General features: G+C 70.7%; 14 protein-coding genes and 1 riboswitch. Of the genes, 9 read left to right on the top strand and 5 right to left on the bottom strand.

All coding sequences use genetic code 11. From position 1 onward, the window contains the following. Positions 1 to 77 precede the first annotated feature (77 nt). Both MICNX66_RS15135 and MICNX66_RS15130 read left to right on the top strand, forming a co-directional pair. Complete coding sequence (locus tag MICNX66_RS15135; RefSeq protein WP_187662555.1) at positions 78 to 1,805, top strand: ABC transporter ATP-binding protein; 1,728 nt, start codon at positions 78 to 80, stop codon at positions 1,803 to 1,805. Then, positions 1,802 to 4,192 carry an ABC transporter ATP-binding protein gene (locus MICNX66_RS15130; RefSeq protein ID WP_187662554.1) on the top strand — a complete coding sequence of 797 codons (2,391 nt, stop codon included), beginning with the start codon at positions 1,802 to 1,804 and terminating at the stop codon, positions 4,190 to 4,192. The genes MICNX66_RS15135 and MICNX66_RS15130 overlap by 4 nt, the downstream gene beginning before the upstream one ends. Before the next feature lie 57 nt (positions 4,193 to 4,249). On the opposite strand, the gene MICNX66_RS15125 is transcribed toward MICNX66_RS15130, so the two are convergent. Further along, complete coding sequence (locus MICNX66_RS15125; RefSeq protein ID WP_187662553.1) at positions 4,250 to 5,731, bottom strand: D-alanyl-D-alanine carboxypeptidase family protein; 1,482 nt, start codon at positions 5,729 to 5,731, stop codon at positions 4,250 to 4,252. Positions 5,732 to 5,808: 77 nt separating this feature from the next. Further along, a riboswitch (TPP riboswitch) is annotated at positions 5,809 to 5,920 on the top strand. Between MICNX66_RS15125 and MICNX66_RS15120 the strand changes: the two genes are divergently transcribed. From MICNX66_RS15120 to MICNX66_RS15100, 5 genes are all read left to right on the top strand, one after another. Further along, positions 5,911 to 6,552 (top strand): ECF transporter S component, encoded by a 642-nt coding sequence (locus tag MICNX66_RS15120; RefSeq protein WP_187662552.1) that lies wholly within the window; start codon positions 5,911 to 5,913, stop codon positions 6,550 to 6,552. (Overlaps the previous riboswitch by 10 nt.) After that, positions 6,552 to 8,009, top strand: coding sequence for an ABC transporter ATP-binding protein (locus tag MICNX66_RS15115; protein ID WP_187662551.1), 1,458 nt, complete (start codon positions 6,552 to 6,554; stop codon positions 8,007 to 8,009). The genes MICNX66_RS15120 and MICNX66_RS15115 overlap by 1 nt, the downstream gene beginning before the upstream one ends. After that, positions 8,006 to 8,797: an energy-coupling factor transporter transmembrane component T family protein gene (locus MICNX66_RS15110; protein WP_187662550.1), complete on the top strand. Its 792-nt coding sequence runs from the start codon at positions 8,006 to 8,008 to the stop codon at positions 8,795 to 8,797. The genes MICNX66_RS15115 and MICNX66_RS15110 overlap by 4 nt, the downstream gene beginning before the upstream one ends. Before the next feature lie 100 nt (positions 8,798 to 8,897). Further along, positions 8,898 to 10,268 (top strand): glutamate decarboxylase, encoded by a 1,371-nt coding sequence (locus MICNX66_RS15105; RefSeq protein WP_187662549.1) that lies wholly within the window; start codon positions 8,898 to 8,900, stop codon positions 10,266 to 10,268. 9 nt (positions 10,269 to 10,277) lie between these two features. After that, entirely contained in the window at positions 10,278 to 11,750 is a 1,473-nt protein-coding gene (locus MICNX66_RS15100; protein ID WP_232089111.1) for an amino acid permease, read from the top strand. A gap of 7 nt (positions 11,751 to 11,757) precedes the next feature. Here the strand turns inward: MICNX66_RS15100 and MICNX66_RS15095 are convergent, their stop codons facing one another. Next, entirely contained in the window at positions 11,758 to 12,483 is a 726-nt protein-coding gene (locus tag MICNX66_RS15095; RefSeq protein WP_187662548.1) for an aminoglycoside 3'-phosphotransferase, read from the bottom strand. Positions 12,484 to 12,617: 134 nt separating this feature from the next. On the opposite strand from MICNX66_RS15095, the gene MICNX66_RS15090 reads away from it, so the two are divergent. Both MICNX66_RS15090 and MICNX66_RS15085 read left to right on the top strand, forming a co-directional pair. Continuing rightward, positions 12,618 to 13,376, top strand: coding sequence for an SDR family NAD(P)-dependent oxidoreductase (locus MICNX66_RS15090; RefSeq protein ID WP_187662547.1), 759 nt, complete (start codon positions 12,618 to 12,620; stop codon positions 13,374 to 13,376). Positions 13,377 to 13,456: 80 nt separating this feature from the next. Beyond that, entirely contained in the window at positions 13,457 to 14,290 is an 834-nt protein-coding gene (locus tag MICNX66_RS15085; RefSeq protein WP_025104853.1) for an SDR family oxidoreductase, read from the top strand. Between the two features lie 104 nt (positions 14,291 to 14,394). On the opposite strand, the gene MICNX66_RS15080 is transcribed toward MICNX66_RS15085, so the two are convergent. From MICNX66_RS15080 to MICNX66_RS15070, 3 genes are read right to left on the bottom strand one after another with little or no spacing between them, the layout of a single operon-like run. Next, positions 14,395 to 15,144, bottom strand: a complete 750-nt coding sequence (locus tag MICNX66_RS15080; RefSeq protein ID WP_187662546.1) for a sulfite exporter TauE/SafE family protein — start codon at positions 15,142 to 15,144, stop codon at positions 14,395 to 14,397. Beyond that, on the bottom strand, positions 15,141 to 15,830 hold the full coding sequence (locus MICNX66_RS15075; RefSeq protein ID WP_187662545.1) for an ankyrin repeat domain-containing protein: 690 nt from the start codon (positions 15,828 to 15,830) through the stop codon (positions 15,141 to 15,143). Before MICNX66_RS15075 ends, MICNX66_RS15080 begins: the two co-directional genes overlap by 4 nt. Before the next feature lie 37 nt (positions 15,831 to 15,867). Next, entirely contained in the window at positions 15,868 to 16,506 is a 639-nt protein-coding gene (locus MICNX66_RS15070; protein WP_187662544.1) for a bifunctional 4-hydroxy-2-oxoglutarate aldolase/2-dehydro-3-deoxy-phosphogluconate aldolase, read from the bottom strand. Between the last annotated feature and the right edge of the window lie 58 nt (positions 16,507 to 16,564).

Raw genomic sequence — 16,564 nt, 5'->3', positions numbered from 1 at the left:
CTGTCCTATGGCCGGTCGTCGGTCGGCATCCGTCTGCCGGGAGACCCGCCGCCTCCTCCTTCCTAGAAAGTCCGCCTGTGCTGGGAAAACTCCTCCTCCGATATCTGTCTCGCTACAAGTGGCTCCTCGTCGCCGTGCTGGTCTTCCAGTTCGCCAGCGCGGCCGCGACCCTCTACCTGCCCCGCCTCAACGCCGACATCATCGACAAGGGCGTCGCCCAGGGCGACACCGCGTACATCTGGCGCACCGGCCTGTTCATGCTGGCCGTGTCGCTCGGCCAGATCGTGGCCTCGGTCATCGCGACCTTCTTCGCCGCCCGCGCCGCGATGGGGGCGGGTCGTGACATCCGTGCCGACGTGTTCGGCAAGGTCAGCGGCTTCTCCGAGCGCGAGGTCTCGCAGTTCGGTGCCGGTTCCCTCATCACCCGCAACACGAACGACGTGCAGCAGGTGCAGATGCTGGCGATGATGGGCGCGACGATGCTCGTCACCGCGCCGCTGCTCGCGATCGGCGGCATCATCTTCGCCGTGCAGACCAACGCCGGGCTGAGCTGGCTGATCGCCGTCTCCGTCCCGGTGCTGCTCCTCCTCGCGGCACTCGTCATCGGCCGCATGGTCCCGCTGTTCCGCAGCTACCAGGGCAAGCTCGACAACGTGAACCGCATCATGCGCGAGCAGCTCACCGGCGTGCGCGTGGTGCGGGCCTTCGTCCGCGAGCGCATCGAGGAAGAGCGCTTCCGCGGCGCGAACACCGACATCATGGTCGTCGGCCGCAAGGTCGGCTCGCTGTTCGTGCTGCTGTTCCCGCTCTTCATGCTCATCCTCAACGTGACCGTGGTCGCCGTCATCTGGTTCGGCGGCATCGAGGTCAACAACGGCACCGTGCAGGTGGGCACGCTGTTCGCCTTCATGCAGTACATCGGTCAGATCATGGGCGGCGTCATCATGGCGAGCTTCATGGCCATGATGATCCCGCGCGCCGCCGTCTCGGCCGAGCGCATCGGCGAGGTTCTGAACACCGAGTCGACGATGACCCGTCCGGCGGACGGCGTCACCGTCTTCCCGACGCCGGGTGCCGTCGCCTTCGACGACGTGTCGTTCACCTACCCCGGTGCCGACGCCCCGGTCCTCACCGGCATCAGCTTCGCCGCGGAGCCGGGCGAGACCGTCGCCGTCGTGGGCTCCACCGGGTCGGGCAAGACCACGCTCGTCTCGCTCATCCCGCGCCTGTTCGACGTGTCCGGCGGCTCCGTGCACGTCGGCGGCACGGACGTGCGGAACGCCGACGTCGAAGCGCTGTGGGACAGCATCGGCCTCGTGCCCCAGCGTCCCTTCCTCTTCACCGGCACCGTGGCCTCCAACCTGCGCTACGGCCGCGAGGACGCGACGGACGAGGAGCTCTGGCACGCTCTCGAGATCGCTCAGGGTCGTGACTTCGTCGAGGAGATGCCGGACGGCCTGAACTCCCGCATCGCCCAGGGCGGAACGAACGTGTCCGGCGGTCAGCGACAGCGCCTCGCGATCGCGCGGGCCATCGTGCACCGGCCGCAGGTACTCGTGTTCGACGACTCCTTCTCCGCACTCGACCTCACGACGGACGCCCGTCTGCGGCAGGCATTGTGGCGGGAGCTTCCGCACGTGACGAAGATCGTGGTCGCGCAGCGCGTCTCCACGATCACCGACGCCGACCGCATCGTGGTGCTCGAGGGCGGCACGATGGTCGGAGTCGGCACCCACGAGGAGCTGCTGGAGACCAGCGAGACCTACCGGGAGATCGTCGAGTCGCAGCTGGGGGTGGACGCATGAGCGAGCAGGACCCTTCGACAAGCTCAGGGACCCAGGGGGCGGGCCCTTCGACAGGCTCAGGGACCCAGGGGGCGGGCCCTTCGACAGGCTCAGGGACCCAGGGTGCGGGGTCAGAGACCCAGGGGGCGGGGTCAGGGACCCAGGGGGCAGCGGCGCGGCGCCGCGGGCGAGGGAAGGCCCCGGCTCCCACGACCGAGCGGGAGCTCACCGCCGAGGAGCAGTACGAGGCGGAGCTCGCCGAGCAGGCTCGGCAGCACTCCGGCGACTGGGACAGCGTCGCACCGGGCAAGGCCGACAACTTCGGCAAGAGCTTCGCCCGGATGATCGGGCTGCTCAAGCCCTCTGCCGTCTGGTTCGTCTTCGTGTCGATCCTCGGAGCGATCGGGGTCGTGCTGACCGTCGCCGCGCCGAAGGTGCTCGCCGAGGCGACGAACATCGTCTACCGCGGCTTCATCTCCATCCAGCTCGGCCAGCCGAGCGGCGACTTCCCCGGATTCCCGGCGGGGACGCCGCAGGACGTGGTGGTCGACGCGCTGCGTGATGCCGGACAGACCGACTTCGCGAACCAGGTGGGAGCGCTCGGCGACTTCCGGGTCGGCGACGGCATCGACTTCGACGCCCTGCGCTGGGTGATCGCGGCGGTCCTCGCGATCTACGTCGTGGCCGCGTTCCTCAGCTGGCTGCAGGGGTACGTCATCAACGTCATCATGGTCCGCACCATGTGGCGCCTGCGTGAGGCCGTCGAGGCGAAGATCAACCGGTTGCCGCTGGCGTACTTCGACAAGGTGCAGCGCGGCGAGCTGATCTCCCGCGTGACGAACGACATCGACAACATCACGCAGACCATGCAGCAGTCGCTGTCTGGTGCCCTGACCGCCGTGCTGACGGTGGTCGGCGTGCTCGTGATGATGTTCTCGATCTCGTGGCAGCTCGCACTCGTGGCCCTCGTGGCGCTTCCGCTCATGGGAGTGATCTTCGGCGTCATCGGTCCGCGGTCGCAGAAGGCCTTCGGCACGCAGTGGCGTAAGGTCGGGCGGCTCAACGCCCGGGTCGAGGAGGCCTTCTCCGGCCACGCCCTGGTCAAGGTGTTCGGCCGCGAGCAGGACGCCCTGGACAAGTTCAAGGCCGAGAACGAGGAGCTGTTCCAGGCGAGCTTCAAGGCGCAGTTCCTCTCGGGCATCATCATGCCCGCGATGACCTTCGTCGGCAGCCTCACCTATGTCGGCATCGCGGTGCTCGGCGGCCTCATGGTCGCGAGCGGGCAGCTGCGCCTCGGCGACGTGCAGGCGTTCATCCAGTACTCGCAGCAGTTCACGCAGCCGCTGTCCGAGCTGGGCGGCATGGCTGCGGTCGTGCAGTCCGGCACGGCGTCGGCGGAGCGGGTGTTCGATCTGCTCGACTCCGACGAGCAGGAGGCCGATGCCCCCGACGCCCCCGCGCTCCGCGAGGGCGAGGGCGTGATCGAGTTCGAGAACGTCTCCTTCTCGTACTCGCCCGAGCGTCCCCTCATCACCGATCTGTCCTTCCGGGTGGAACCGGGGCAGACCGTGGCGATCGTCGGCCCCACGGGTGCGGGTAAGACGACGCTCGTGAACCTCATCATGCGGTTCTACGAGCTCAGTGGCGGACGGATCACGCTCGACGGTCAGGACATCTCGACCATCACGCGCGACGAGCTGCGCTCCCGCACCGGCATGGTGCTCCAGGACCCCTGGCTCTTCGCCGGGAGCATCCGCGAGAACATCCGCTACGGCCGTTCGACCGCGACGGACGAGGAGGTGCTGGCCGCGGCGAAGGCGACCTACGTCGACCGCTTCGTGCACGCGCTTCCGGACGGGTACGACACCGTGCTCGACGAGGACGCGTCGAACGTCTCGGCCGGTGAGCGCCAGCTCATCACGATCGCGCGGGCCTTCGTGGCGCAGCCGTCGATCCTCATCCTGGATGAGGCCACCTCGGCGGTCGACACCCGCACCGAGCTGCTGCTGCAGAACGCGATGGCGGCGCTCCGGCACGGACGGACCTCGTTCGTCATCGCGCACCGTCTGTCGACCATCCGCGACGCCGATCTCATCCTCGTGATGGAGCACGGCGACATCGTGGAGAAGGGCACGCATGACGAGCTCATCGCGGCGCAGGGCGCGTACTGGCGGCTGTACCAGTCGCAGTTCGAGCAGGCGGCGACCGACCTCGATGCGGAAGCGGCTCTCACCGGCTCGTCTCCGGTGGTCGTGACCGGCGAGGCGGACGCGGAAGCCAGTGCCGAGGCGCAGGCGGCGGACGCCGTGGCGGGAGCAGCCGTCGGCGCCCAGGTTCCGGCGGCCGAGTCCGCAGCAGCGCAGGCGCTTCTCGACGACGGCGCGGACGGCTCCACGCCCCGCGCCTGACCCGCTTCACGCACGATGCCCCACTCCGGATCCGGAGTGGGGCATCGTCGTCAGGACTCAGTCGTCCCCGGAGATGCCGAAGAGCTCGAGCGGGTGGGTGAGCCGCCACCACGGGCTCGGACCGTCCAGGTCCTCGTCGAGGACGAGCGCGGTCTCCGTGCTGTCGACAGGGCCGGTCGTGGTCAGGGTGCCGACCGTCCCGTCCGCCTCCCGTTCCTCCCCGAGGTCGAACACCGTCGATGCGGTCGCGCTCGCCCCGTTCCACAGCACGACGTCGGCGTCCTCGCCCGCGACCACGTCGACGCGCTCACCCCAGGCGGTGACCACGCGCCCGACCACCGTGCCCGCCGGGACGGCCGGGCCCTGGGCCTGCAACGCCGCCTCCGTCTGGGCGAACAGCGCACGGGTGAGGGCGAGACGCGCCTCGTCGTCCTCCTGGTTCAGCGCCGCGGCGTAGAGCCGGACCGTCGAGTCGCCGACGGCGACGTCCTTGGCGGTCAGCAGATTCCACCCGACGAGGGTGCCCGTCTTGATGCCGACGACACCCGGATCGGCGAGCATCCCGTTCGTGTTCTCGACCTTGCCTGCCCCGGGCAGGTCGACAGACCGGGTTCCCACGATCTCGGCGAACACCGGGTTGCGCATGGCCATCTCGCCCAGGGCCACGAGGGCCTCGGGGGTGGCGACGTTGCGTTCATCGAATCCCGACGGCGTCACCACCGTGATGCCGGAGAGCCCGCGTTCGCCGAGCCAGACCTCGGCCGCGGCCGCGAACTCCCCGTCGGACCCCCAGATCTCCGACGCCAGCCGGTCGATGTAGTTGTTGGCCGAGCCGAGCAGGGTGCCCTGGAGAAGCTGGTACTCGGTCAGCACTCCACCCACGGGGACATCGAGTGCGGACTGATTGGCGATCCGGTAGTCCCAGTAGCGGATGCTGTCGGCGTACGAGAAGGCGAACTCCGGACCCTGCTCCCCGGGGGCCAGCGGCAGACGATCCAGCACCATGAGGCTGCTGACGACCTTCGTGATGCTCGCGATGCTCACCGGAGCGGTGGTGGACGCCGCGGTCGTCATCCCGGCGATCCCGACAGCGCCGTCGCCGACCGCGGGCCAGGCGAGCGCGGCGGTGGGGGCGGCGACCGGGGTGAACTCGACGGCCTGGACGGTCGGGGCGACCTCGTGCAGCGGCCAGAGCAGCGTGGTGCCGGCGTAGGAGGCGACGAGGCCGACGAGCACACCGAGCGGGACGAGCAGTCCGGGGCCGGCGATCGCGGGTCGCAGTTTCGCGTCGCGCAGCAATCCCGCCTCGTCCTCCGTGCCGGCCGAGGCGTCGAACTCGGGCGTCGACGACTCCGCGGCGACGAGCGACGGGTCCACCCAGGTCAGCGCGGTCGCCGGAGCCGAGGCATCGGCCCACGACACCGCTTCCGTGACCGGAGGGTCGAGCGCGGGCTCGGCGGACACGGGTGCGGAGTCTTCGGGCCGCGCGTCGACGTCGACGCCGCCGGACGCCTCTTCAGGGGGATCGGAAGCGGTCACTCGCTTACGGTACCGAATACCGCCCGGAATCCGCCGTGCGCGGCTCGGGACGCGCGGGCGGAACGGGGTAGGATCGACAGCACAACCACGGGAGTCCGGCGAGCCGGGCTGAGAGGGAGCGAATCGCGCTTCGACCGTCGAACCTGATCTGGGTCATGCCAGCGCAGGGAGGAGTTCACATGAGTACGTCCACGTCCGCATCCGCGTCTGCGAAGAGCACGGCCGTTCCGGCGCGCGGCTATCTGCGCTGGCGCGTCGTCGACATCGTCGTCGCCAGCGTCCTCGGCGTCGCCGCCGGTCTGATCTTCCTGGCCTGGAACGTCGGATACCTGGGGCCGAAGGCCCTGCTCGAGCCGTTGCTTCCCGGCCTCCAAGGGCTCCTCGACGGCCCATGGCTCTTCGCGGGCGTGCTCGGCGGGCTCATCATCCGCAAGGCGGGCGCCGCGATCTACGTCGAGCTGCTGGCCGCCGTCGTCTCGGCGCTCATCGGCAACCAGTGGGGCGGCTTCCTCACGCTCGAGGCGGGCCTCGTGCAGGGCCTCGGTGCCGAGCTGATCTTCCTGCTGTTCTTCTACCGCCGCTGGTCGCTGCCCGTCGCGATCCTCGCCGGTGCCGGAGCCGCGCTCGCGGGCGGCATCAACAACCTCGTCCTCTGGTACGCCGGCTCCGGTCCCGCCTTCACCGCGATCTATCTCGTGAGCACCGTGATCTCCGGGGCGGTCATCGCCGGTGCGCTGTCCTGGGTGCTCGCGCGCGGCATCGCGGCGACGGGGGCTCTCGACCGTTTCGGCTCCGGGCGCGAGGCGCGCGTGCGCGTCTGATGTCGTCCGAGCAGGTCGCTCCCGCCGGCGTCGAGGCCCGGGGGTGGGGGTGGCGACACGCGAGTCGCCTCGCCTGGGCGCTGCGCGACGTCTCGTTCCGCATCGAGCCCGGCGAGCGGGTGCTCGTGCTCGGTGCCTCTGGCGCGGGCAAATCCACGCTGCTGCACGGCCTCGCCGGTGTGCTCGGCGGCGAGGAGGAGGGGGAGAGCGAGGGGGAGCTGCTCATCGACGGCGGCCCCGCCGTGGCCACCCGCGGTCGGGCCGGGCTCGTCCTCCAGGATCCCGACTCGCAGGTGATCCTCGCCCGAGCCGGCGACGATGTCGCCTTCGGCTGCGAGAACCTCGGGGTGCCGCGGGCGGAGATCTGGCCTCGTGTCGAGGCGGCCATGGCGGCCGTCGGCCTCGACGTGCCGCTCGACCATCCGACCGCGGCGCTCTCGGGCGGCCAGAAGCAGCGCCTCGCCCTGGCCGGCATGCTCGCGATGCGCCCCGGACTCGTGCTGCTGGACGAGCCGACGGCGAACCTCGACCCGGAGGGCGTGCGCGAGGTGAGGGATGCGGTGGAGCGGATGCTCGCCGCGCGTCCCGCCACCCTCGTGGTGGTGGAGCATCGTCTCGAGGTGTGGCTGCCCCTCCTCACGCGGGTCATCGTGATCGGCGCCGGCGGGGTCGTCGCGGACGGCACTCCCGCGGAGGTGCTCGGCACGGAGGGGGAGCGCCTGGCGGCGGACGGCGTGTGGGTACCCGGCCGCCCGCCGGCCGAGCCCCCCGCACCACGCGCGGCGCCCGGGGACGTGCTGCTCTCGGCGCACGGGCTGGCTGTCGCACGGGTGAAGGGGCGTCCGGTGGCGCACGACATCGACCTGGACGTGCGTGCCGGCGAGGCCCTCGCGATCACCGGGCCGAACGGCGCGGGCAAGTCCACGCTGGGCCTGACCCTCGCGGGGCTCCTCCCTCCCGCAGGGGGAGCTGTGATCGCGGCGCCGTCACTCGCGGAGGGGGCCGATCCATCTCCGATCCGGTGGGCGTCTCGCGAGCTGCTCACGCGGATCGGGATGGTGTTCCAGGAACCGGAGCACCAGCTCCTCGCCAAGACCGTGCGCGACGAGCTCGCGGTCGGTCCCCGCGCCCTGGGCGTCCCCGATGACGAGGTGTCTGCCCGCGTCGACGAGCTGGTCACCCGCCTGCGGCTCGCGCACCTCGGTGCGGCGAATCCGTACACGCTCTCGGGCGGGGAGAAGCGCCGCCTGACGGTCGCGGCCGCGATCGCCACGAGACCCCGGGTGCTGATCCTCGACGAGCCGACCTTCGGCCAGGACGCCCGGACCTGGGCCGAGCTCGTGGCGATGCTCGCCACCCTCCGGGACGAGGGATCGGCGATCGTCACCATCACCCACGATCTCGATGTGGCGCGCGCTCTGCACGCCACCCGGTTCGTCCTGGGGGCACCGGCATGACGGCGCTCGCCCCCGCCCCCACCCGCACCGGCGTCGTCGCCCGCATCAATCCGGTCGCCAAGCTGGGGGTGAGCGCGCTCATCGCCGTGCCGCTGGTCCTCACGCTCGACCCGGTGTCGGCGGCCGTCGCCCTGGCACTCGAAGCGGTGCTGTTCCTCTTCGCGGGCATCGGCTGGCGGGAGTTCTGGGTGCGCACGTGGCCGGTCTGGCTCGCGGCGCCGCTGACCGGTCTCACCATCGCCCTCTACGGCGAGACGAGCGGCACCGTCTACGTCGACTGGTTCGTGCTGCGCATCAGCGAGGGGTCGCTCGCGCTCGCCGTCGCCACGATGCTGCGCGTGCTCGCGATCGCCCTGCCCTCCGTGGTCCTGTTCATCACGGTCGATCCCACGGATCTCGCCGACGGCCTCGGGCAGATCCTGCGGCTTCCGGCCCGATTCGTCCTCGGCGCGCTCGCCGGCCTGCGCATGGTGGGACTGTTCCTCGACGACTGGCGTGCTCTCGAACTCGCCCGTCGCGCGCGCGGCGTGGCCGACCGCGGGCGCATCCGGCGCTTCCTCGGCATGGCCTTCGCCCTGCTCGTGCTGTCGATCCGCCGGGGCGCGAAGCTCGCGACAGCGATGGAGGCGCGGGGCTTCGGCGCCCCCGGCCGTCGCACCTGGGCGCGGGAGTCGCGCTTCGGCGCGCCCGAGTGGATCCTGCTCGCCGTCGGGGCGGCGATCTCCGCGACGGCGATCGCCGCCGCGGTCGCGACCGGAGCCTGGAACTTCATCCTCGGGCCGTCCTGACCCTCACCCCTTTCGGACGAGGGTCCCTGGAGGTCGGTCGGAGGCGGGGCTAGCGTCCGCAGGAGACAGTGCCATCGACACCGACCGAAAGGGACGTCCCATGAGCATCTCCTCCGCCGACGACCAGCCGCTCTTCACGCGGCCGGGCGAGGCCACCGTCGCACCACGACACGTCATCCCCGACACCGAGTCGCTCCCCGCGACGGCGAAGCAGATCGTCGAAGACGAGACGATCCTCGACGGCAACGCACGCCTCAACCTCGCGACCTTCGTCAGCACCTGGATGGACGACGAGGCGAAGCAGGTCTACATGGCCTCCTTCGACAAGAACATGATCGACAAGGACGAGTATCCGCAGACCGCCGCCATCGAGGACAACTGCTGGCACATGCTCGCGAACCTGTGGAAGGCCCCGGATGCGGCGCGCAGCATCGGCACGTCGACGATCGGCTCCTCCGAGGCGTGCATGCTCGGCGGTCTCGCGTTCAAGCGTCGCTGGCAGCAGGCCCGCCGTGCCGCCGGCAAGGACGCCTCCACGCCGAACCTCGTGATGTCGAGCGCGGTGCAGGTGTGCTGGGAGAAGTTCTGCAACTACTTCGACGTCGAGCCGCGCTACGTGCCCATCAGCGAGGAGCACAAGACGCTCGACGGCCACGATCTCGAGAAGTACGTGGACGAGAACACCATCGGGGTCGTCGCCATCATGGGCGTCACCTACACCGGCATGTACGAGCCGGTGGCGGAGATCGCCGCGGCGCTCGACGCGATCCAGGAGAAGACCGGCCTCGACATCCCGATCCACGTGGACGGCGCCTCCGGTGCCATGATCGCTCCGTTCCTCCAGCCGGACCTCGTGTGGGACTTCCGGCTGGAGCGTGTGCACTCGATCAGCACCTCGGGACACAAGTACGGTCTCGTCTACCCCGGCCTCGGCTGGGTGGTCTGGCGCGACGCGCAGTGGCTGCCGGAGGATCTCATCTTCCAGGTGAGCTACCTCGGCGGGGAGATGCCTACCTTCGCCCTGAACTTCTCCCGCCCCGGTGCTCAGGTGCTGCTGCAGTACTACCTGTTCCTCCGCCTCGGGTTCGAGGGCTACCGCGCGGTGCAGCAGGCCTCGCAGGACGTGGCGAAGTTCCTCTCCGCGGGCATCGCGAAGCTCGACGCGTTCGAGTTGTGGAACGACGGCAGCGACATCCCGGTGTTCGCCTGGCGCCTGAAGGACGGGCACACCGACAAGTGGACGCTCTACCACCTGCAGGATCGGCTCCGGATGCGCGGCTGGCTCGTCCCCGCGTACCCGATGCCCGCCGATCTGGAGGACCTCACAGTGCAGCGCATCGTCGTGCGCAACGGGCTCAGCATGGACCTGGCCGCCGAACTGCTCGACGCCATCACCGCCGAGGTGGCCCACCTCGACGCGCTCACGGCCCCCATGCCGTCCGACCACCCCGACTCGGCGTTCCACCACTAGGGGGCCGAGATGTCTGCTCCGCAGTCCGGTCCGACCGGCGCCGCGCCCGCGCCGCGCGTCTCCCGTCCCGCCGTCGCCGTCCTCGGCATCGGCCAGCTCGCCCTGCTCACCCTCGTCGTCGTGGCGAGCCTGCGGTCGCTGCCCGCGATGGCGATCTACGGCCTCGGCAGCATCACGCTGTACCTCATCCCCGCGGTGCTGTTCCTCGTCCCCACCGCCCTCGTCGCCGCGGAGCTGGCGACGGGGTGGAAGGGCGGGGTGTACGTCTGGGTGCGGGAGGCCCTCGGCAACCGCTGGGGATTCACCGCGGTGTGGCTGCAGTGGATCCAGAACGTCGTCTGGTTCCCCACGCAGCTCGCGTTCGTGGCCGGCGCCCTCGCCTTCGTCTTCCTCGACCCCTCGCTGTCCAGCTCCGGCTTCTTCACGGCCGTCATCATCATCGTCTGCTACTGGGGCGCCACGCTCGTCACGCTCCGCGGCGGCGACCTCTTCGCCAAGCTGGGCTCGTGGGGCGGCATCATCGGCACGCTGTTCCCGGCGGTGCTGCTCATCGTGTTCGGGGCGGTGTGGGTCTTCAGCGGGGAGAAGAGCCAGGTGCCGCTCGAGGCCTCGGCGGTGATCCCGCCGTTCACGGGTCTCGCGTCCATCGTGCTGATCGTCTCGAACGTGCTGGCCTACGCCGGCATGGAGGTGAACGCGGTCCACGTGAATCAGATGAAGGATCCCGGCAAGGGCTACCCGCGCTCGGTGTTCCTCGCCGCCGGCCTCATCCTGCTCGTCTTCATCCTGCCCACCATCGCGATCGCGGTCGCGGTGCCGAAGAAGGAGCTCGGGCTGACGAACGGCATCATGCTCGCGTTCGGGGAGTACTTCGACCACTGGGACATGGGATGGGCGACGGCCGTCGTGTCCGCGCTCATCGCCGCCGGTGCTCTCGCCTCGGTCGTGACCTGGGTCGCCGGTCCCTCCAAGGGCGTGCTGGCGGCCGCGGAGACGGGACTGCTCCCGCCGCTGCTGCAGAAGCGGAACAAGGCCGGTGTGCAGTCCGGCATCCTGATGCTCCAGGGAACCATCGTCACGATCCTCGCGGCGATCTTCATCATCGTGCCCAACGTCAGCGCCGCCTTCGTGGCGCTCATCGACATGGCCGCCGCGCTGTACCTCATCATGTACATGCTCATGTTCGCCTCGGCGATGGTGCTGCGGCGGAAGGCGCCGGACGTCCCCCGTGCCTACCGGGTGAAGGCTCTCCCGTTCGTCGCCGGCGTCGGGTTCTTCGCCTGCCTCGCGGCGTTCCTGCTCGCCTTCATCCCGCCCGACGGCTTCACCGCGTTCCCGGCCGCCGCGTACCCGTGGATCGTCGGTGTCGTGATCGTCGTGCTCGGCGCTCCGCCGTTGCTGTTCTACGCGCTGCGGAAACCGTCGTGGGACCGGCGCCCGGCCGACGGGAGCCTCCTCAGCGACGCCCACCCGGAGGCGTGAGCCCGGCTCAGGACTCGTTCCAGAGTCGTCGGTAGTACTCCAGCCTCGGGCGGTCGGGGTCGACGCCGTAGGCCGCGATGAGCGTGTCCTCCCACCCGGGACCGAAGTTCCACAGCGTGCTCATGGCGGCCACGGCGATGTCGGCCCACCGGTCGGCGACCCCGAGCGCGGCGAGGTCGACGTGGGCGACCGGACGGCCGTCGTCGTCGAGCAGGGTGTTGGGAAGGCACGCGTCGCCGTGGCAGACCACGAGCCGATCGACCGGCGGGGGCTCGTGCAGGTCCGTCGGCACCGTCGTCCCGCGGGCGGCGGCGTTCGCGATGCGCTCCGTAGGGCTCCACGTCCACGGGCACTCCGCGACGGGGAGGGCGTCGTGCAGGAGGCGCAGACCGACCCCGACCGCGCGCACGGCGGTCTCCGGAGACGACGCCCAGCGCGGATCCACCGCACTGCTGCCGGGGAGGGCTGTCGTCACGAGCCACTCGTACGCCTCGTCCTGGCCCTGGGAGATCACCTCGGGCACGGTGGTCCAGGTGCGGGCCCAGCGCATCCGCTCGGCCTCGTCACGCATGTTCGCCTCGGGATCGAGGGGACCCCATTTGATGTAGCGGCCGTCATCGGTGCGGAAGGTCAGGCCGCCGAGCGCGTTGCGCCACGCGGGGGTCAGTGCGGCCCCGGCGGCGAGTTCGCGCACCCGGGCGGGGACCTCGACGGACGCTGCGGGGATGCTCACCCGTCCATCCTGCCGGAACGCCGGTGTCGTAGGCTCGGGGGCGACGCGGCAGGCCTGCGGTGACACCAAGAACCGCATAGGCTGGGACTGCGTTCCATGCATGTCGCACGACGACGTTCGAAGGAGAACATCAGATGCAGATCAGCGGACAGGGGGCCCTCGTCACCGGCGGCGCCTCCGGACTCGGACTGGCCACCGCCCGTCGGCTCACGGCCGCGGGCGCGCACGTCACCATCATCGACCTCGCCTCGTCGAAGGGGGAGGAGGTCGCGGCGGAGCTCGGCGGTCTCTTCGTCCCCGCCGACGTGACGAGCGTCGACGAGGTCAAGGCCGCCGTCGCCGCCGCACAGGCCGCCGCACCGCTACGGGTCGTCGTGAACTGCGCCGGCATCGCCCCGCCCGCCAAGGTGCTCGACCGGGACGGCACCCCCGCCGTCCTCGCCGACTTCGAGCGGATCGTCCGGATCAACCTCGTCGGCACGTTCAACGTGATCTCCCAGGCCGCCGCCGTCATCGCCGCGAACGAGCTGCACGACGAGGAGCGGGGCGTGGTCGTGAACACGGCGAGCGTCGCCGCGTTCGACGGGCAGATCGGGCAGCCAGCGTACTCGGCCTCCAAGGGCGGGGTGCACGCGATGACCCTGCCGATCGCCCGCGAGCTCGCCCGCCACGCCATCCGGGTGTGCACCATCGCCCCCGGGATCATGGAGACGCCGATGCTCATGGGGCTGCCGCAGGAGGCGCAGGACTCGCTCGGTCAGCAGGTGCCGTTCCCCGCTCGCCTCGGACGCCCCGACGAGTACGCCGCCCTCGTGCAGCAGATCGTCGAGAACGGCTACCTCAACGGCGAGACCATCCGCCTCGACGGCGCCATCCGCATGGCCCCGCGGTGACCCCTCCCGGTGTTCGAATCGCCTGAATGACCCGATTCGAGCCGGAAATCCAGCCAATCACGCGATTCGAAACGAGAACCATGAGCACACTCGCCGGAAAGACCATCCTCATGTCGGGCGGCAGCCGCGGGATCGGCCTCGCGATCGCCCTGCGCGCGGCCGCGGACGGCGCGAACATCGCGATGCTCGCCAAGACCGACTCCCCGCACCCGAAGCTCGAGGGCACCGTGCACAGCGCTGCCGAGCAGATCCGCGCCGCCGGCGGCCAGGCGCTGCCGATCGTGGGCGACGTGCGGGACGACGACCACATCACCGAGGCCGTCATGAAGACGCAGGGCGAGTTCGGCGGGATCGACATCGTCCTCAACAACGCCAGCGTCATCGACCTCTCCCGGTCGCTCGACCTCTCCGCGAAGAAGTACGACCTGATGCAGGACGTGAACGTCCGCGGCACCTTCATGCTCTCCCGGGCCGCGGTGCCCATCCTCAAGGACGCCGAGAACCCGCACATCCTCTCGCTCTCGCCGCCGCTGAACCCCACCCCGAAGTGGCTCGGCGCCCACACCGGGTACACGCTGGCGAAGTACGGCATGACGATGGTCACGCTCGGACTCGCGGCGGAGTTCGCGGCCGACGGCATCGCCGCCAACACACTGTGGCCGCGCACGACGATCGCGACGGCCGCGGTGCAGAACCTCCTCGGCGGGGACAAGGTGATGGCCGCGAGCCGGACGGCGGACATCTACGCCGACGCCGCCTATGCCGTGCTCACCCAGCCGGCGCGCACGTACACGGGGCAGTCGCTGATCGTGGAGGATGTGCTCGAGGCGAACGGCGTCACCGACTTCTCGGGCTACGCCGCCGTCCCCGGCACTCCGGACAGCGCGCTGTTCCCCGACATCTTCCTCGACTGACGCGCTTCGACAGGCTCGGCGACCCACCGCTGGGTCCCCGAGCCTGTCGAAGGGCTGGGTCCCTGAGCCTGTCGAAGGGGTGGGTCCCTGAGCCCGTCGAAGGGCTAGAGCAGCAGGTACACGGCACCGAGGACCGTCAGCACGATCACGATGCGGTCGAAGAGCCGCTGGTCCAGGCGCCGCGCCACCCGCAGGCCGAGCAGCGCGCCGAGCACCACGAGCGGCGCGAGGATCGCATCGGTGAGCAGCACGGGGCCGGTGAACAGCCCGATCCCGGCGAGGAACGGCACTTTGATCACGTTGATGATCGCGAAGAACCAGGCGGAGGTGCCGAGGAAAACCTGGACGGGCGTGCGGGTGGCGAGGAAGTACATCGACATCACCGGCCCGCCCGCGTTGGCCACCATGGTCGTGAAGCCGCCCAGCGTCCCGTAGACCCCGGCCAGCACCGCACCGCCCCTGGCCGCCGCCTCCTGCTCCGCCCTGGCCTGCCGCCACCGGCGCCACAGGGTCACGGCGATCATGAGCAGCAGGATCACGCCGATGGCGCGGCGAACGACCCCGTCTCCTGTCAGCGCGAGGAACGCGAAGCCGAAGAGGAGTCCTGCCACGACCGCCGGTGCGAGCCGCAGCAGCGTGGGCCAGTGCGCATGCCGTCGATAGGCGAGCAGCGCGAACACGTCGCCCACCATGAGCAGCAGGAGTGTCGCCGCCGTGGAGGTCCGCGCCGGGAGCACGGCGGCGAACAGGGCGATCGCGAGGATGCTGCCGCCCGGAAGAGCGGTCTTCGAGATCCCGATGACGACCGCGGCCACGCCGAGTGCGGCCCAGGCCCAGGGATCGAGCGCTGTCACCGCCGGAGCTCGGCGACGATGGCGTCGTACCCGCGGGCGGCCGCGAGGTCGACCGGCAGCACGCCGTCGCCGTCGCGGATGGTCGCGTCGGCGCCGCCGTCGAGGAGAGTGCGCAGCACCTCGACGTACCGGGCGGAGCCGTCGCCGAGCACGATCGCCTCGTGCAGGGCGGTCCAGCCGAGGTTGTTGATGTGGTCCGGATCGACGCCCGCCTCCAGGAGGATCTCGACCGTCGGCAGCAGGCCGCGTTCGGACGCGGGGATCAGCGCCGTGCCGCCGAAGCGGTTCGTGCTGCGGAGGTCGGCCCCGTGCGCCAGGGTCATCCGCAGGATCTCGTCATGCCCGCGGGCGCCGGCGTAGAGATAGGCGGAGTCCTGGATGTCGTCCTTCGCGTTCACGTCGGCGCCGGCCTCGATCAGGAGCCGTGCCGCGTCGACGCGGTTCGCCTTGGTGGCCGCGACCAGGGGAGTCATGCCGCCGTCGCCGCGGGCCTCGATGTCGGCGCCCGCGTCGAGCGCGCGGCGGACCGCGTCAGCGTCGCCCGCGGCGAGCAGGTCGGATGTGGCGTCGGTCATGGGAGCCTCCGGGGTCGGTGGTGCGGGATGCGACGGCGCGGCCGTGCAGGCCGAGGCGAGCAGCAGCGCGCCCGCGAGCGCGACAGCCGCCGCCACCCGTCGCATCCGCATGCATCCGGTATACCAAATGATCCCGGAGGTGGGCGGTTCAGCCTCGCGTGGCAGCGAGGGCGGCCGCGAACCGCGAGGCCCGCTGCTCGATGTCCGCCCAGTCCGCGTTCGCGATGGCGGTGCCGTTCGCGAGGTCTCCACCGGCTCCCACGGCGACAGCGCCCGCCGCGAACCAGTCGGCGAGGTTGTCGGGCTTCACGCCGCCCGTGGGCATCAGCGGGGCGTCGGGGAACGGTCCGCGCAGCGCCCCGAGGTAGGCGGGGCCGCCGAGCGAGGCGGGGAAGATCTTCACGACGTCGACGCCGAGCTCGAGTGCGCCCATGACCTCGGTCGGCGTCATCGCGCCGGTCATCACGACGCGGTCGGTGTCGAGCATGGCGCGCGTGAGATCGGGAAGGGTTCCCGGGCTGACGAGGAACGCGGCACCCGCGTCGGCGGCCTGGGTCGCCTGCTCCGACGTCGTGACGGTGCCGGCGCCGATGTACGCGGCGTCTCCGTGACGGGCGATGAGTTCGCGGATCACGGCCGGGGCGTCCGGAGTCGAGAAGGTCACCTCGATGCCGGAGACGCCGCCGCGGATGATCGCCTCCGAGGCCTCCAGGGCCAGTTCCGGCGACGGGGCGCGGAGGACGGCGAGGATGCCGGTGGTGCGGGCGCGGGCGAGACGGTCGGACATGCTGCTCCTTGATCGAGGGGACGGGCCCATTCTTCCGCACCGCAACTTGTCATTACAA

The organism is Microbacterium sp. Nx66 (assembly GCF_904066215.1).
Taxonomy (GTDB): domain Bacteria; phylum Actinomycetota; class Actinomycetes; order Actinomycetales; family Microbacteriaceae; genus Microbacterium; species Microbacterium meiriae.
This window is presented reverse-complemented; position numbering and strand designations above follow the sequence as displayed.

Coding starts and splice junctions, on each gene's coding strand:
- MICNX66_RS15130 (WP_187662554.1), top strand. CDS start 1,802: ATGAGCGAGCAGGACCCTTCGACAAGCTCAGGGACCCAGGGGGCGGGC.
- MICNX66_RS15120 (WP_187662552.1), top strand. CDS start 5,911: ATGAGTACGTCCACGTCCGCATCCGCGTCTGCGAAGAGCACGGCCGTT.
- MICNX66_RS15115 (WP_187662551.1), top strand. CDS start 6,552: ATGTCGTCCGAGCAGGTCGCTCCCGCCGGCGTCGAGGCCCGGGGGTGG.
- MICNX66_RS15110 (WP_187662550.1), top strand. CDS start 8,006: ATGACGGCGCTCGCCCCCGCCCCCACCCGCACCGGCGTCGTCGCCCGC.
- MICNX66_RS15105 (WP_187662549.1), top strand. CDS start 8,898: ATGAGCATCTCCTCCGCCGACGACCAGCCGCTCTTCACGCGGCCGGGC.
- MICNX66_RS15100 (WP_232089111.1), top strand. CDS start 10,278: ATGTCTGCTCCGCAGTCCGGTCCGACCGGCGCCGCGCCCGCGCCGCGC.
- MICNX66_RS15090 (WP_187662547.1), top strand. CDS start 12,618: ATGCAGATCAGCGGACAGGGGGCCCTCGTCACCGGCGGCGCCTCCGGA.
- MICNX66_RS15085 (WP_025104853.1), top strand. CDS start 13,457: ATGAGCACACTCGCCGGAAAGACCATCCTCATGTCGGGCGGCAGCCGC.
- MICNX66_RS15075 (WP_187662545.1), bottom strand. CDS start 15,830: ATGCGGATGCGACGGGTGGCGGCGGCTGTCGCGCTCGCGGGCGCGCTG.
- MICNX66_RS15070 (WP_187662544.1), bottom strand. CDS start 16,506: ATGTCCGACCGTCTCGCCCGCGCCCGCACCACCGGCATCCTCGCCGTC.